Here is a 13984-nt window from a genome sequence, read left to right as displayed (position 1 = left end):
ACGCTGCCGGAGTGCCGGCGATACCGGAAACTCGGCTGGTCGTCGAGAACCAAGGTGCCGCCCGCCACCACGATGTCGATGAGCAGGGCGAGGTCGAGGGCGACATCGAGGTCGTCCCGGAAGCCATGCTGGTGCAGGCGTGAGGTGCGCCACGCGATGGATGGGAAGTAGGTCCAGGCGCCCGCGAGGAGACTCGAGGCCAGTTCTTCACCGGAGATCTGCGTTGCCCCGGACACGCGAGGCCGATACCAGCCCTTGACCCTGTCGGCGAGGGGAAGGACGTCCTGGCCGGTCGCGTCCATGACCTGGACTCCCGGCTGGACGAAGTCGGCCTCGGGGAATTCCTCAACCAGCTGCCGGATCCGGGCCACATAGTTGGGCAGGAGGATATCGTCGCACCCGACGATGGTCGTGAAATCCGCGGTGGCCAGGTCGGCGCACTTTTTGAAGTTGCCGCTCACGCCCAGGTTGACCTCATTGCGGAGGTAGACGATGCGTGGATCGTCCAGGGCGGATACCCACTGTCCGGGAGCGGCGTCAGGGTACTGGTCATCTATGACAACGAGTCGCCAGTCGGGGTCCGACTGCGCCCGGACACTGTCCACGGCAAGCGTGAACAAGGCCGGATCGCCGTAGAACGGCATCATGAGGTCGACAGAAACGCCCTGGCTCTGCCGGGCACTCGGCGCCGTCATGAGCGGTGAACGTCTGCGCGTAGTCCGGACTCGGCACGAGCGACGTCGTCAACGCTTCGAGCGGTGTGAACCAGCGGAGATGTGCATAGCATTCTGATTGGACTCTCTGATGACTTTCGATCGGTTCTCCGGCGGTCCCAGGTCATGCCGCCGCGAAGTTCACGCACCAGTCTAACGACGCGAAATCCAGCGACGCGCGGCTGCAACCTCATGTCTACCGCCAGCGCCCCACGAGCTGGGGTCTCATCGGCGGAGTGTCGTCGATGGGGTGCGGTCGATGCAGTGTAATAGAGTACGTAAAAGTACTGAACGGTATCACGCGTTCAGCTGCTGGGGGGAGCACGCGATTGCCTGTGGGCGGCCACCCGAACCTGTCTCTGATTGCGCTGGCCAACGTAGGGAAACGCACATGATCCGTCCGCCGAATGTCTTACGGGTGAGCGCTCGGCGCCGGATGGGTCTCCTCGCGGCGATCATCGCCGCCGTGCTGATTGCGCCGCTTCTGGTGGTCGCCCAGGCGCCGTCCCGCGCGGAGGCTGCCTCGGCCGCCGACTTCAACCCCGGCAACATCATCTCTGACGCCCAGTTCTACAATTCGAACACCATGAGCGTCGCACAGGTGCAGGCGTTCCTCAATTCCAAGGTGCCCAATTGCCGCTCCGGCTACGTCTGCCTCAAGGACTATCGCGCCGACTCGTCCTACCAGCCGCAACGGGCGGCCGGCTGTGCCGCCTACCCGGGCCCGGCCAATCAGAGCGCGGCGGAGATCATCTGGCAGGTTTCCTCTCTCTGCGGCATCAACCCGCAGGTCATGCTGGTCTTGCTCGAGAAGGAGCAGGGGCTGGTCAGCTCGACCTCGCCCACGTCGGGCATCTACCGCAAGGCCACGGGGTTCGGATGCCCGGACACCGCCGACTGCGACTCCGTCTACTACGGGTTCTTCAACCAGGTGTACAACGCCGCGTACCAGTACAAGAAGTACCAGGCCACACCGAGCGGACGTAATTTTCAGGCCGGACGGACGAACACCATCCAGTGGCACCCCAATGGCGAGTGCGGATCCTCACAGGTGTACATCGAGAACCAGGCGACCGCCGGCCTGTACAACTACACCCCGTACCGGCCGAACGGTGCGGCATTGGCCAACATGTACGGCACCGGCGATGGTTGCTCCACCTATGGCAACCGCAACTTCTTCCGTATTTTCACGGACTGGTTCGGCAACACCCAGGGCGGTGGCGACTTCGCTCGCACCGAATCGAACAGCACGATCTACCTGCTCTCCGGAACGACGAAATACGCCGTTCCGTCGATGGACGTGCTGAACGGCCTCGGCGCGCTCGGCCCGTTCCGGATCGTTTCCCAGAGCTACCTCGACAGCTTCTCGACCTCGTCCCTTCTCGCGACCACTCTGGTGCGTGATGCGGGATCCGGCGATATCTCCCTCGTCCAGGCCGGCGTGCGGCATCGCTTCACCTCGTGTGAGCTCGTGACCTCGTACGGATTCGCCTGTGGTGCGGCCATCAACCTCTCTCCGGCCCAGCTGGGCAAGCTGCCGGTGGGTGGCGAGATGACCAAGTTCTTCGTGGTCAACGATGGAACCGTCTACATGCTGTCACCGGGCGGTCGTCTCGCGATCACCGCTTGGGAGACCGTCATCAGCCTCAACGGAGGCACGGTCCCCTACATCGCCACCATGAGCGCCCAGGCGGCGGCGGCGCTTCCGGTCGTCCAGGCCGTGCTGGCCCCGATGAGCCTGGCCAGGTCGTCCAGTTCGGCAACCGTCTTCTTCATCGACGGGCTCAACCGCAAGCTCCCGATCTCCTCGTTCGGTCTGGCGGGCGAGTTCGGTGCGAACGGTTTCAAGACCGTTCCGCAGTCCCAGCTCGATTCGTATTCCACGGGCCCGGCGTTGACCCAGACCGTACGGTGCGACGGCAAGGCCTACTACGCGGCTGCCGGCTCATTGCGCGAGTTGGCGCAGGGAGCGGATGCCTCAGGCCTGCCGGTCACCGATTTGTCGGCCGACTCCTGTGCCCGGCTGCCGCGTGGTGAAACAATTGCCGGTGCGTTGTTCGTGATCTCGCCCGAGAGCACGACCGTCTACGGGGTCAAGGCCGGCACGGCTCGTGGCGTACCGACCTGGACGACGCTGCTCGCCTTGAACAACGGTTCCGCTCCGCAGATCGTGTGGATTTCGCAGGATGCGCGATCCGCGATCCCGCTCGCGTCGCCGTATCTGCCTGGCGCATCGCTCGTGCGCAGTCCGGGGGACGCCACGATCTACTTCGTCGATGGCGCCACTCGCAAGATTCCGGTGGCCTCGTTCACGACGACGTCGGCGTTCGGGATCGATTCGTGGGCCTACGCGACCGATGCGTCACTGGCCACCTACACCGCGGCGTCCGGGAGCCTGACTCGCGTCGTGCGCTGCGGTTCCACCGAGTATTTTGCCGCGGGCGATCGGATCTACCCGCTGGCCGGCGGGGTCACTCATGGAATGCCGGTGACCGAGCTGACCGGTGGTACCTGTGCGGTGCTTCCCCAGGGCGGCGGGGCACCCATCGAGCATGTTTTCGTGAAGACCTCTGACAACGGCACGGTGTACGTGATCGAGGCGGGGACACGACGTCCGATCGGTTCGTGGGACCAGATCGTGGCGATCAACGGTGGCAAGCAGCCCGTCATCCTCGTGGACGGCCCGGGAACGCTCAACGACATCCCGGGCGGTCCGGCCGTCTAGGTCTGCTGGGCGAACAGCCGGATACACAAGAACGGCCCCGTGAAGATCACGGGGCCGTTCTTGTGTGCGAAGGCGGCTAGATCAGGCCTTCCTGGGTCAGCCACTCCGTCGCGATGGTGTCGGCGGCGGCCTGGTCGTTCACGCTCTGGGCGTTCAGGGCCATGAGGGTGTCGGTGTCCAGGGCTGCGCTGACGGCGTTGAGGATCTCGGCGGCCTTGTCGTCGACCTTGTCGGAGACGACCGGCACGACGTTGTCGGGCAGGAACAGGTTGTCGGGGTCGTCGAGGGCGATGAGGTCGTTCGAGGTGATGTTGGGATCCGCCGTGTAGATGTTCGCGAGCTGGATCTTGTTGTCGACGAGAGCCTTGACCGTCAACGGTCCGCCGCTGTCCTCAACGGGGGTGAAGCCGGCGATCTCGATGCCGTACTTCTCCTTGAGGGCGGTCGGTCCGTACGGGCGGGTTTCCAGCTCTGAGTTGCCGCCGACGGTGATCGGTTCGGTGACCTTGGTCAGCGAGGCGATGTCGGTCAGGCCGTAGGTGTCCGCGAACGCCTGGGTGACGGTCCAGGAGTTCTGGTCGCTGGCCTCGGCCCGGTCGAGCACGGTCAAGCCCTCCGGCAGGGCCCCTTCCAGAGCCGTGTAGACCTCGTCGGCGGTGCCGGTTGCGGCATCGGCGTCGAGGGCCTGCAGCAGGCTGCCGCTGTACTCGGGGAACACGTCGATCGAGCCCGACTCGATCTCGGGGAGGTAGGCCTCGCGCTGCCCGATGCGGAACTGACGATCGACCGTGAAGCCGCCGTCCTCCAGCGCCTGCGCGTAGATCTCCGCGATGATCTCGTTGGAGTAGTAGTCCTGCGAACCGACGACCAGCGTGTCGGATCCGGCCGAACTCTCTCCCTCGTCCAGGGGATCCCCGGACGCACACCCTGCAAGGGCTACGACAGCCCCAACCGCGACCGCGCTGACAAGCGCGAGCCGGCCTCGTGTGTTTGTGAACATGCTGTTGTCCTTCCTCAGGTACCGATGATTCGGTAGATGTGTCACCGTGCGGCTGCGCTGCTGCCAGTGCGAAGCTTGGGGGCTGTGCCGGGGCGCCCTGAGACACCCCGCGGTACAACAAACCGTTGGATCAGCGCAAAGATTCCCTCCAACGCCAACGCGAGCAGGATCACCAGGATCGACCCGCCCAGCATCTCGGCATAGTCCCGGGTTTTCAACCCCGAGAACAGATATCGGCCCAGACCGAGATCGGCCACGTAGGCGGCCAGGGTGGCGGTGGCGATCACCTGCAGGGTGGCCGAGCGCAGCCCGCCGATCAGCAGGGGCAGGCCCAGGGGCAACTCCACCTTCCGCACGATCTGCAGTTCGCTCATGCCCACGGCGCGAGCGGCGTCGATGGTGCGCCGGTCGATCGCCTCGAACCCGGTGTACGCACCGGCCAGGATGGGCGGAATCGCGAGCACCGTGAGGGCCACGTAGGGGGCGACGACGCCGATGCCGACCCAGAGCGCGACCAGGGTGAGCAGGCCCAGGGTGGGGATGGCCCGGAGTCCTCCCGACGTCGTCACCGCGAGGCCGCGGCCCCTGCCGGTGTGTCCGATGAGGTAGCCCAGCGGGATCGCGATGGCCGACGCGAACACCAGCGTGACGAGGGAGAAGACCAGGTGCTGTCCGATACGCAACGGAATCGCGTTGAGCCCGACGTAGTTGGCCGGGTCGAGGATCCAGGCGATGGCGCTGGCGAAGAGGTTCATGCTGCGCTCACCTCGAGGGGAACACTCGGTTTCGGCGGCGCGACCCGTCGGGTCCAGGGCATCAACACCCGACCGGCGAGCACCAGCGCCCCGTCGAAGAGGAGCGCCAGGGCCACCGTTGCGACGAGGCCGGCGATGATCTCGGCTTGGATTCCTCGCTGGAAGCCGTCGGTGAAGAGGCTGCCCAGGCTCTGCACCCCGATCACCGCACCGACGGTGACCAGGCTGACGGTGCTGACCGCCACGACGCGCATACCGGCCAGCAGGACCGGGCCGGACAGCGGGAGCTCCACCTGCCAGAACCGCGACCAGGTGGAATAGCCCATCGCGGAGGCGGACTGGCGGACGTCGGCATCCACCGAATCGAGACCGTCGGCGACGACCCGCACCATGAGGGCGATGCCGTACAGGGTCAGGGCGATGATCACGTTCACCGGGGAGAGCAGGCTGGTGCCGATCACGGCGGGCAGCACGAAGATCAACGGCAACGAGGGCACCGCATAGAGCAGGCCGGCGCCGGTCAGGATGATGCCGCGGCTCACCCGGTAGCGCCGGGCAAACCAGCCCAGCGGAACCGCGATCACGAAGCAGATCACTATCGGCGGCAGGCTCAGCACCACGTGGTCGAGGGTGCGCGCCCAGATCAGGCCGAGATTGGCCAGCACCCAGGTCATCGGTCGCCTTCGGCGCCCGGTGTCGAGCCCGCTGAGGAACCCGCCGAGGTGCCCGCGACCGGCTCCCCGTTCAGCACCCCGGCCAGGCGTCCGTCGCTGTCGACGACAACGTTCCCGTCGCCGTGGCGTTCCACGTGCAGCACCCGTCGGCCACGATCAGCGCCGACGAAGCTGGCGACGAAGTCGTCGGCCGGCCGCGCCAGCAGATCGGCCGGCGACCCGACCTGGGCGATGCGGCCGCCCTCCCGGAGGATGACGATCTGGTCGCCGAGCAGGAACGCCTCCTCGATGTCGTGGGTGACGAAGACGACGGTCTTGTCCAGTTCCTTCTGCAGCCGCACCAACTCCTGCTGGAGCTCAGCGCGAACGATGGGGTCAACGGCCCCGAACGGTTCGTCCATCAGCAGGATGTTCGGGTTGACGGCCAGTCCCCGAGCCACGCCGACGCGTTGCTGCTGGCCACCGGAGAGCTGGCTCGGGTACCGGTCGGCCAGAGCACGGTCCAGTCCGACGGTGTCCAGCATCGCCAGGGCATCCGCCCTGGCCTGACGCTTGGGCGTGCCGCGCAGCAGTGGCACCGTGGCGACGTTGTCGAGAACTGTGCGGTGCGGCAGCAGCCCGGAGTTCTGCATGACGTAGCCGATTCCGCGGCGCAGCTTCACCGGGGGCAGGCTGGCGATGTCCTCGCCGTCGATCTCGACCGACCCGCTGGTCGGGTCGACCATGCGGTTGATCATGCGCAGCAGGGTGGTCTTGCCCGATCCGGAGGACCCGACGAGCACTGTCGTCTTGTGGGAGGGCAGAACCAGGCTGAAATCCTGGACTGCGAGGGTGCCGTCGGGGAAGCGCTTGCTGACTGAACGGAACTCGATCATGGCTGGGCTCAATCCTCGATGCGGGCTCGACGTCCCTCGCTCCCGCGGATGCGGGGCGACAGAAGCGGGCAAGTGCGGATGACTAGCCAACCATTCTTCGGAGCCGAATCCAAAGTGGATTGCCGGTGTTCGTCGTCAGGGCCAGAGGCGACGGTTCAGGTCAGGCGTCCGGACCGTAGTAGCCGACGAGATAATCGTGCATGATGCGTCGGCATTCGGCGATGAAGCGTTCATCACCCTGGGTGTTCCAGGTGAAGGCTCGCGACAACAGGGAGTCGGCCATTTCAACGGCCACTTCGAGCCGGAAGATCAGGTCGGGGCCGGCGGACAGGCCGAATTCCTCCGACAGGACGCCGGCGATCTGGTTGGCGAAGAACCCCGAGCTCAGTTCGTCAGGCACGCTGGAATCGGCGCGCTCACGATCGGCGAAATGCAGGATGCGGAATCCCGGCTCGGCGCGATACAGCTCGACGAAAGCCGTGATCCCGCAGTCGACGGCTTCCCACCAGGTGCCCGGCTGGGTCTCCTTCAGGGTGTCGGCGACACGCTGACGAAAGCGCTGCACCGCGCGTTCGCGCAGTCCCTCGAGAACGGCGACCCGGTCGGGGTAGTAGCGGTACACCGTGCCGATCGAGGCTCCGGCACGCTCAGCGACCATGGCCGTCGTGATGCGGTCGAAACCGACCTCGTCGACGACCTCCGCGGCGGCGTCCAGAAGTGCGGTCAACCTGGCGGCACTGCGCTGTTGTATCGGTTCGGTGCGGATTTGCCGTCCCTGTGCGACAGAGTCTCCCCCGAATATGTCAATCAGCGCCACGTGTCCTCCTTGAATATACGTCACAATCTTAGGGCCCCCGGCTGACACCCAGACACAGAAATGCACCCCCCAAATGGAGCGTGAGCGTGGGCCCCGGGCGGGTCGCGTCGGTGATGGTCCGGCCCGGCACTGTGCCGGGCGGCACCGCGGCGCATGAGAGACTGAGGTGTGTCAAAGTCCCCCGCCACGCCCTCCACTCCCCTGGACCCCGCGCGCTTAATGCACCGAGCAGCGCGGATCGAGGATTGGCTTCACGACAAGCGGGAGAAGTTCGCCCGTCGTCGCGGACACCTGCCGATCGTCATCCCGTACACCGGTTACGGCACCACGGAGCGCGTGCGGATTCTCTGCCGTGTCCTGCTGTCAAAACCGGTGAAGTCAACCGGCGCCACCCGCAAACGGCGTCGAAACGACAAGCGTGACGCCAGCATCCGGGGCTGGCGGAGCTTCACGAGCGTGCCGGTCAACGACGTCACGGTCACCATCGACATCGGCGGCAAGGCGCACCGGGTTCAGGCCGACCGCGGCGGAGTCGTCGACACCGTCATGCAGGTCAACCTGGAGCCGGGCTGGCACAACGCCAAGCTGCACACGCACGCCTCCGAAAGCGTCGACGCGCCGGTCTTCGTGGTCGCCCCCGATGTGCGCACCGGCGTGATCTCCGACGTCGACGACACCGTCATGGTCACCACCCTGCCCCGTCCACTCCTGGCCGCGTGGAACACCTTCGTCCTCGACGAGCACGCTCGCGTGCCGACGCCGGGCATGGCCGTGCTGCTGGACCGCCTCGCCGATGCGACACCGGGCGCTCCCGTCATCTACCTGTCCACCGGCGCCTGGAATGTCGCGCCGACGCTCAGCAGGTTCCTCTCCCGCAACCTCTACCCGGCCGGGGCGCTGCTGCTCACCGACTGGGGACCCACGCACGACCGGCTGTTCCGCAGCGGCCGTGAGCACAAGCGCGACAACCTGCGCAGGCTGGCGCACGAGTTCCCCGACATGAAGTGGGTCCTGATCGGCGACGACGGGCAGCACGACGAAGCGATCTACAGCGAATTCCAGCAGGACTTCCCGCAGTGCGTCGCCGCGGTCGCCATCCGCCGGCTGTCACCGAGCGAGGCCGTGCTGGCCGGCCGCAGGGCCAAGGACGCCGCGGAGGCCAAGCCGGATCCGCTCTGGGTCTACGGTCCTGATGGTGCGAGCCTGGCGGCCCAGCTCGCCGACCTGGGCTTCATCGAAGATCCCGGAGCGCCCGGCCCCATCGACTGACCGGGTCACGTCGGGCAGACGCCCCGCGTGCCCCGGCGTGCTGCCTAGGAGAGGACCGGGGCGGTGCCGCGACCGGCGAGCAGCCTGTCGAGCCCTCGGTTGATCTGGCGAGCCCAGAGCGGCCCCCGGTAGAGGAAGCCCGTGTAACCCTGCACCAGGGTGGCGCCGGCGTCGAGACGCTCGGCGACCTGCTGCGCGGTCTCGACTCCGCCGACGGAGATGACGCACAGCTCAGCAGGAACGCTGGCCCGAATGAGGCGCAGGACGGCGAGCGACCGGTCGTTCAAGGGCGCGCCGGAGAGCCCGCCGGCGCCGGCCGCGGCCACGACGGCGGGGTCGGTCAGCAGGTTTTCCCGGCTGATGGTGGTGTTGGTGGCGATGATGCCGTCCAGGCCGAGTTCCACGGTGAGGCCGGCGATGCGGGTCACCTCGTCGTCGGTGAGGTCGGGTGCGATCTTGACCAGCAGCGGGGTATCGCCGGCCTGCTCCTGCACCGCCCGCAGCAGCGGGGCGAGCTGGTCGAGCTCCTGCAGGCCGCGCAGGCCCGGGGTGTTGGGTGAGCTCACGTTCACCACCAGGTAGTCCGCGAGGGGGGCCAGGGCGACCGTGCTGACCAGGTAATCGGCCGTGGCGTCTTCAACCGCGGTGACCCGGCTCTTGCCGATGTTGATACCCAGGACCGGACGGTTGGGGGTGCTGCGTACCTGGCGCAGGCGCGCGACGGCCGCTTCGGCGCCGCCGTTGTTGAAGCCCATCCGGTTGACGACGGCGCGGTCGGCTATGAGACGGAACAGGCGCGGTTTGGGGTTGCCGGGCTGCGCGATGGCCGTGAGCGTGCCGACCTCGACGTGCCCGAAACCGAGGCGGCCCAGCCCGATGACGGCGTGGCCATCCTTGTCGAACCCGGCGGCGACGCCGAAAGGTGAGTCGAAGTGCAGGCCGAGGGTGTCCACCCCGATGTCGGTACGCGGTCGGGTGAACCTGTGCACGAGAGGGCCGAGGCCGAGGCGCGGCAGCCACCTGATGACCTCGAAGGCCAGGTGATGCGCCTGTTCGGGGTCGATCCGGGTGAGCACCAGCTTGAAGAGGGTGGGGTACACGGCTACCGTTCGGGTTCGGGGTCGGATTCCGTCGCGGCGGCCGCGTGTTCGGTGCGCAGCTGGGCGATCGCGCTCTCGAAGTCGTCCAACGAGTCGAACGCCTGGTAGACGCTGGCGAAGCGGAGGTAGGCCACTTCGTCGAGGTCACGCAGCGGGGCGAGGATGGCCAGGCCGATGTCGTTGGCCTCGATCTGGGACGCACCGGTCTGGCGGATGGTCTCCTCGACCTTCTGCGCGAGCATGGCCAGGTCCGAGTCGGTGACCGGGCGGCCCTGGCAGGCCTTGCGCACGCCGGAGACGATCTTCTCGCGGCTGAACGGTTCGACCACGCCGCTGCGCTTGATGATGTTCAAGCTGGCGGTTTCGGTGGTGCTGAACCGGCGACCGCACTCCGGGCACTGCCGGCGTCGGCGGATCGAGAGCCCGTCGTCGCTGGTGCGGGAATCGATGACGCGGGAATCTGGGTGGCGACAAAACGGGCAATACATTGTGCTTACGAGCCTACCGTTCCGCGGGTGTGGTGAATCGGGCGCTGACGGCGTCACCGTGGGCGGGCAGCGCCTCCGCGGCGGACAGGGCGAGAATGTGGTCGGCCACGCCGGCGAGGCCCTCCCGGGTGTAGCGCACGACCTGCTGGGGGCGCAGGAAGGTGTATGCGCCGAGGGCCGCGGAGAACCGCGCCTGTCCCCCGGTGGGCAGCACGTGGTTGGAACCGGCGGCGTAGTCGCCGAGGCTGACCGGGGCGTACGGGCCGAGGAAAATGGCGCCGGCATTGTCGATCTGGCCGAGGACGGCGTCGGGGTCTTCGGTCTGGATCTCGAGGTGCTCGGGGCCGAAGGCGTTACTGAACGCTGCGGCCTGTTCGAGGTCGTCCACCAGCACGATCGCCGACTGGCTGCCGCCCAGCGAGGCGGTGACCCGTTCGGCGTGCGTGGTGGTGGTGGCCAGGTCGTTCAGGAGCGCTTCGACGGCACCGGCGAGCTCGGCGGAGTCCGTGACGAGCACGGCGGCGGCGAGCTCGTCGTGCTCGGCCTGGCTGACCAGGTCGGCGGCGACGAAGGCGGGGTCGGCCTCGGCGTCGGCGATCACGAGGATGTCGGTCGGTCCGGCTTCGGAGTCGATCCCGGTGACACCGCGCACGAGACGCTTCGCGGCGGCGACGTAGACATTGCCGGGGCCGGTGACGAGCTGCACGGGGTCCAGGCCGAGGCCGGGAACGCCGTAGGCGAAAGCGCCCACGGCGCCGGCGCCGCCCATGGCGTAGATCTCGTCGACGCCGAGGAGGCCGGCGACCGCGAGGATGGTGGGGTGGACCCGTCCATCGAAGTGGCTCTGCGGCGGGGATGCGAGGGCGATGGAGGTGACACCGGCCACCTGCGCGGGCACCACGTTCATCACAACGCTTGACGGGTAGACGGCCTTGCCGCCGGGCACGTAGAGGCCGACGCGCTGCACGGGGCGCCAGCGCTGCACGATCTCGGCGCCGTCGGCGATGGTGGTGGTCACCAGGGGCGGCACCTGTGCGGCACTGGCCAGGCGCACCCGGCGGATGGTCTCCTCGATCGCGACGCGGACATCCGGGTCGAGGGCCGCGAGGGCCTCGGTGACGTGGGAGGCGGGAACACGAACGTGCTCGGGGCGCACCCTGTCGAGGCGTTCGGCCTGGTCGAGCAGGGCCTGTTCGCCTCGGGCGCGCACATCATCGATCAGTTCGGCGGCGACGTCGCTGGCGACCGTGACGCTGGTGAGCGCCCGGGGCACCGAGGCCAAAAGTTCGGCCGGAGCAGGCCGCGTTCCTCGAAGGTCAATCGTCTGAATCATGTCCTCCCAGCTTATCCAAGAACGGCGCTCGCACGGGAATAGGCTGATTGGTGAAACGATTGGCACCATTATGAGCGAACGCACCACCGCACCGGCGGGTCTCCCCGATTCCCCGCCCCTCGATACCGACCCGAACGCCCCTGGCGACCTGGCCGCGTTCAAGAACGCGTTTCGTCGCCATGCGGCCGGCGTCTCGGTGGTGACCGCGCTGGACGCGCAGGGGAAGCCCGTCGGATTCACCGCGACGTCCCTGGCGTCGATGTCGGCGGTGCCGCCCCTGGCGACCTTCAACATGGCGAAGTCGGCCAGCTCCTGGCCGGCCATCAACGAAACAGAGCGCGTGGTCATCCACCTGCTCGGGCTGCGCAACCGCACCCTGGCCGAGCGGCTCGCCGGACCAAACACCGAGCGCTTCGTCGGCGATCACTGGCGGGTGGGGCCGTTCGGGCTGCCCGTGCTCAACAACGTGACGTCGTGGATGGTCGGACGCATCGTGGAGCGCGTGACCGTGCACAATTCGGCTGTCGTCGTCGTGCAGATCGAGGGCGGCGGGCTCGGCGAGGACGACGAGGCACTGATCTACCACGAACGCCGGTACCGGGCATTGGGCGAAACGCTCTAGCCGGTCAGGCCCCTGGGAGGCCGGGAACGCTCAGCAGGCAGGGCGGTCTGCTGCCCGGTTTGAGGTTCGGTTCAGGCCGTCGGCGTCGCGGCCGCCCGGGCAGCCGCCTTGCGTCGCTGTCGTTCCGCCTCCGTCGCGGCGGCCTCCGCCGGGGTGGGCGCGGTTCCGCCCAGATGGGCGGGCTGCCACCAGCGCCCGGCTCCGGGCTCCGGGTAGCGCGCCTGCAGGCCGTCAACGAGCTCCTGCAGCACGCCGTGCAGCCGATGGGTGACCTGCTGCGGGTCGTCCTCCGCGCCCACGTGCACCGGAGTGCCGACCGCGAACGCGACCGGAGTGCGATAGGCCTCTCGCAGTGACGGCTTGTGGTTCTTGGTGAGCAGCCGGTGGCCGCCCCAGACGGCGATGGGCACGATGGGCACCCTGGCCTCCTGGGCCATCCGCGCGGCGCCGGTCTTGAGGTCGCGCACGGTGAAGGACGCGTTCACGCCGCCCTCGGGGAACACCCCGACGAGTTCGCCGGAGTTGAGCGCCCGCACCGCGTCGGCGTAGGCCTGGGCCCCGGCCGTCATGTCGACGTTGATGTGCCGCATCCCGCGCAACAGCCAGCCGACGACGGGCTTGTCGAACGCGCCCTTCTTGGCCATGAAGCGGATGTGCCGGCGGTTCTTTCGCCACGTCATCCACTCCACGAGGGCGAAGTCCGCGTAGCCGAAGTGGGTGATGGCGAGCACCGCTCCCCCGGCATCCGGCAGGTTGCTGAGGCCGGTCACCGCCGGCCGCAGCCTGAAGACCCCGAAAACTGTGCGACCCGCCGTAATCGCCGTGCTGTAGATCGGTTCCCCGCTGCGCCTTCTCATGCACCCAGCGTAGGACCAATGGCTGTCAACCTGCTGGTCACACGGAGGGCCGTTTGTCCCGCGCCGTGCCCGGTCCGCGGGCGCCGCCGGGCTGATGACAATCTGGGCGGTCGCGCTATCGTGTGGGCATCCGAGCGAAGGCGGCCATGGACGAGAGCGTGACGGCAGGCTGGAGTGACTTCGCCGTGGCCATGGCGGGTGCCGCCGCGGCGCTGGCGGGCCTCGTCATGGTGGCGATCTCGGTGAACATCCGGGAGATCCTCGCACTCCCCGGTCTGCCGGCGCGGGCCGCGGCCGCCGTCGGCTCCCTCGTGCTGGTGGTGGTGACCGGCGGCCTGCTTCTGGTGCCCGGCCAGCCCGGGCCTCTCCTGGGCGTCGAGGTGCTCGTCGCCGTCGTACCGGCGGCCTGGCTGCACGCTGTCTCCCTGAGCCACCGGACCCGGAACAGTGCGACCCCGCGATACTCGCTCGCCGTCTATCTGCCGCTCGCCGCCATCCAGCTGCTCCCCTTCGTTCTGGGCGCCCTGCTGCTCATCGTGACCGGCGCCTCCGGCGGCGTCTACCTGGTCGCGGCCGGGGTGATTCTCACCATCATCGGCTCCATGCTCGACGCCTGGGTGCTGATGGTAGAAATCCGCCGCTAGCAGCCTCGCGAACCGTGAGTTAAGCCCCAGAATTTGGCGAGTTTTGGGGCTTTTCTCACGGTTCGCGGATGTGTGGGGCCGGGTGTGTCCGCGGGCGGGTGCAGTGTCAGTG

At 67.7% G+C, this 13984-nt stretch carries 13 protein-coding genes and 1 pseudogene; 4 read left to right on the top strand and 10 right to left on the bottom strand.

Going from position 1 to position 13984, the window contains the following annotated elements:
* Positions 1-293 precede the first annotated feature (293 nt).
* Positions 294-644 (bottom strand): annotated as a pseudogene (locus CXY76_RS19570) (glycosyltransferase family 2 protein); the annotation flags it as partial.
* A gap of 460 nt (positions 645-1104) precedes the next feature.
* Here CXY76_RS19570 and CXY76_RS00925 point away from each other — a divergent pair.
* Positions 1105-3438: a hypothetical protein gene (locus CXY76_RS00925; protein WP_146073327.1), complete on the top strand. Its 2334-nt coding sequence runs from the start codon at positions 1105-1107 to the stop codon at positions 3436-3438.
* Positions 3439-3514: 76 nt separating this feature from the next.
* Here the strand turns inward: CXY76_RS00925 and CXY76_RS00920 are convergent, their stop codons facing one another.
* From CXY76_RS00920 to CXY76_RS00900, 5 genes are all read right to left on the bottom strand, one after another.
* The gene (locus CXY76_RS00920; RefSeq protein ID WP_104162402.1) at positions 3515-4438 is read right to left on the bottom strand and encodes an ABC transporter substrate-binding protein; all 924 of its coding nucleotides are present in this window, start codon (positions 4436-4438) and stop codon (positions 3515-3517) included.
* Between the two features lie 41 nt (positions 4439-4479).
* Positions 4480-5193 carry an ABC transporter permease gene (locus tag CXY76_RS00915; protein ID WP_104162401.1) on the bottom strand — a complete coding sequence of 238 codons (714 nt, stop codon included), beginning with the start codon at positions 5191-5193 and terminating at the stop codon, positions 4480-4482.
* Positions 5190-5867, bottom strand: a complete 678-nt coding sequence (locus CXY76_RS00910; RefSeq protein WP_104162400.1) for an ABC transporter permease — start codon at positions 5865-5867, stop codon at positions 5190-5192. Before CXY76_RS00910 ends, CXY76_RS00915 begins: the two co-directional genes overlap by 4 nt.
* Entirely contained in the window at positions 5864-6742 is an 879-nt protein-coding gene (locus CXY76_RS00905) for an ABC transporter ATP-binding protein (protein ID WP_104162399.1), read from the bottom strand. The genes CXY76_RS00910 and CXY76_RS00905 overlap by 4 nt, the downstream gene beginning before the upstream one ends.
* A 160-nt stretch (positions 6743-6902) precedes the next feature.
* On the bottom strand, positions 6903-7469 hold the full coding sequence (locus CXY76_RS00900) for a TetR/AcrR family transcriptional regulator (RefSeq protein WP_233199496.1): 567 nt from the start codon (positions 7467-7469) through the stop codon (positions 6903-6905).
* Between the two features lie 309 nt (positions 7470-7778).
* On the opposite strand from CXY76_RS00900, the gene CXY76_RS00895 reads away from it, so the two are divergent.
* Entirely contained in the window at positions 7779-8828 is a 1050-nt protein-coding gene (locus tag CXY76_RS00895) for an App1 family protein (RefSeq protein ID WP_104162397.1), read from the top strand.
* 44 nt (positions 8829-8872) lie between these two features.
* Here the strand turns inward: CXY76_RS00895 and CXY76_RS00890 are convergent, their stop codons facing one another.
* Genes CXY76_RS00890 through hisD form a run of 3 tightly spaced genes read right to left on the bottom strand, consistent with a single transcriptional unit; the run spans position 8873 to position 11749 of the window.
* Entirely contained in the window at positions 8873-9928 is a 1056-nt protein-coding gene (locus CXY76_RS00890; RefSeq protein WP_104162396.1) for a quinone-dependent dihydroorotate dehydrogenase, read from the bottom strand.
* 2 nt (positions 9929-9930) lie between these two features.
* Complete coding sequence (nrdR, locus tag CXY76_RS00885; protein ID WP_104162395.1) at positions 9931-10416, bottom strand: transcriptional regulator NrdR; 486 nt, start codon at positions 10414-10416, stop codon at positions 9931-9933.
* Between the two features lie 13 nt (positions 10417-10429).
* The gene (gene hisD / locus CXY76_RS00880; protein WP_104162394.1) at positions 10430-11749 is read right to left on the bottom strand and encodes a histidinol dehydrogenase; all 1320 of its coding nucleotides are present in this window, start codon (positions 11747-11749) and stop codon (positions 10430-10432) included.
* Positions 11750-11819: 70 nt separating this feature from the next.
* Between hisD and CXY76_RS00875 the strand changes: the two genes are divergently transcribed.
* On the top strand, positions 11820-12371 hold the full coding sequence (locus CXY76_RS00875) for a flavin reductase family protein (RefSeq protein WP_104162393.1): 552 nt from the start codon (positions 11820-11822) through the stop codon (positions 12369-12371).
* Between the two features lie 71 nt (positions 12372-12442).
* Here the strand turns inward: CXY76_RS00875 and CXY76_RS00870 are convergent, their stop codons facing one another.
* A complete protein-coding gene (locus tag CXY76_RS00870) occupies positions 12443-13228 on the bottom strand; it encodes a 1-acyl-sn-glycerol-3-phosphate acyltransferase (protein WP_104162392.1) in 786 nt (261 codons plus the stop codon).
* A gap of 146 nt (positions 13229-13374) precedes the next feature.
* Between CXY76_RS00870 and CXY76_RS00865 the strand changes: the two genes are divergently transcribed.
* Positions 13375-13872, top strand: a complete 498-nt coding sequence (locus CXY76_RS00865) for a hypothetical protein (protein WP_104162391.1) — start codon at positions 13375-13377, stop codon at positions 13870-13872.
* Positions 13873-13984 lie beyond the last annotated feature (112 nt).

The sequence above is a fragment of the Cryobacterium sp. N22 genome, assembly GCF_002929555.1.
In the GTDB taxonomy this organism is placed as follows: Bacteria; Actinomycetota; Actinomycetes; order Actinomycetales; family Microbacteriaceae; genus Cryobacterium.
Note: the sequence above shows the minus strand (reverse complement) of the source record. Positions and strands in the feature narration are given on the sequence as shown.

Coding starts and splice junctions, on each gene's coding strand:
- CXY76_RS00925 (WP_146073327.1), top strand. CDS start 1,105: ATGATCCGTCCGCCGAATGTCTTACGGGTGAGCGCTCGGCGCCGGATG.
- CXY76_RS00920 (WP_104162402.1), bottom strand. CDS start 4,438: ATGTTCACAAACACACGAGGCCGGCTCGCGCTTGTCAGCGCGGTCGCG.
- CXY76_RS00915 (WP_104162401.1), bottom strand. CDS start 5,193: ATGAACCTCTTCGCCAGCGCCATCGCCTGGATCCTCGACCCGGCCAAC.
- CXY76_RS00910 (WP_104162400.1), bottom strand. CDS start 5,867: ATGACCTGGGTGCTGGCCAATCTCGGCCTGATCTGGGCGCGCACCCTC.
- CXY76_RS00905 (WP_104162399.1), bottom strand. CDS start 6,742: ATGATCGAGTTCCGTTCAGTCAGCAAGCGCTTCCCCGACGGCACCCTC.
- CXY76_RS00895 (WP_104162397.1), top strand. CDS start 7,779: ATGCACCGAGCAGCGCGGATCGAGGATTGGCTTCACGACAAGCGGGAG.
- nrdR (WP_104162395.1), bottom strand. CDS start 10,416: ATGTATTGCCCGTTTTGTCGCCACCCAGATTCCCGCGTCATCGATTCC.
- hisD (WP_104162394.1), bottom strand. CDS start 11,749: ATGATTCAGACGATTGACCTTCGAGGAACGCGGCCTGCTCCGGCCGAA.
- CXY76_RS00875 (WP_104162393.1), top strand. CDS start 11,820: ATGAGCGAACGCACCACCGCACCGGCGGGTCTCCCCGATTCCCCGCCC.
- CXY76_RS00870 (WP_104162392.1), bottom strand. CDS start 13,228: ATGAGAAGGCGCAGCGGGGAACCGATCTACAGCACGGCGATTACGGCG.
- CXY76_RS00865 (WP_104162391.1), top strand. CDS start 13,375: ATGGACGAGAGCGTGACGGCAGGCTGGAGTGACTTCGCCGTGGCCATG.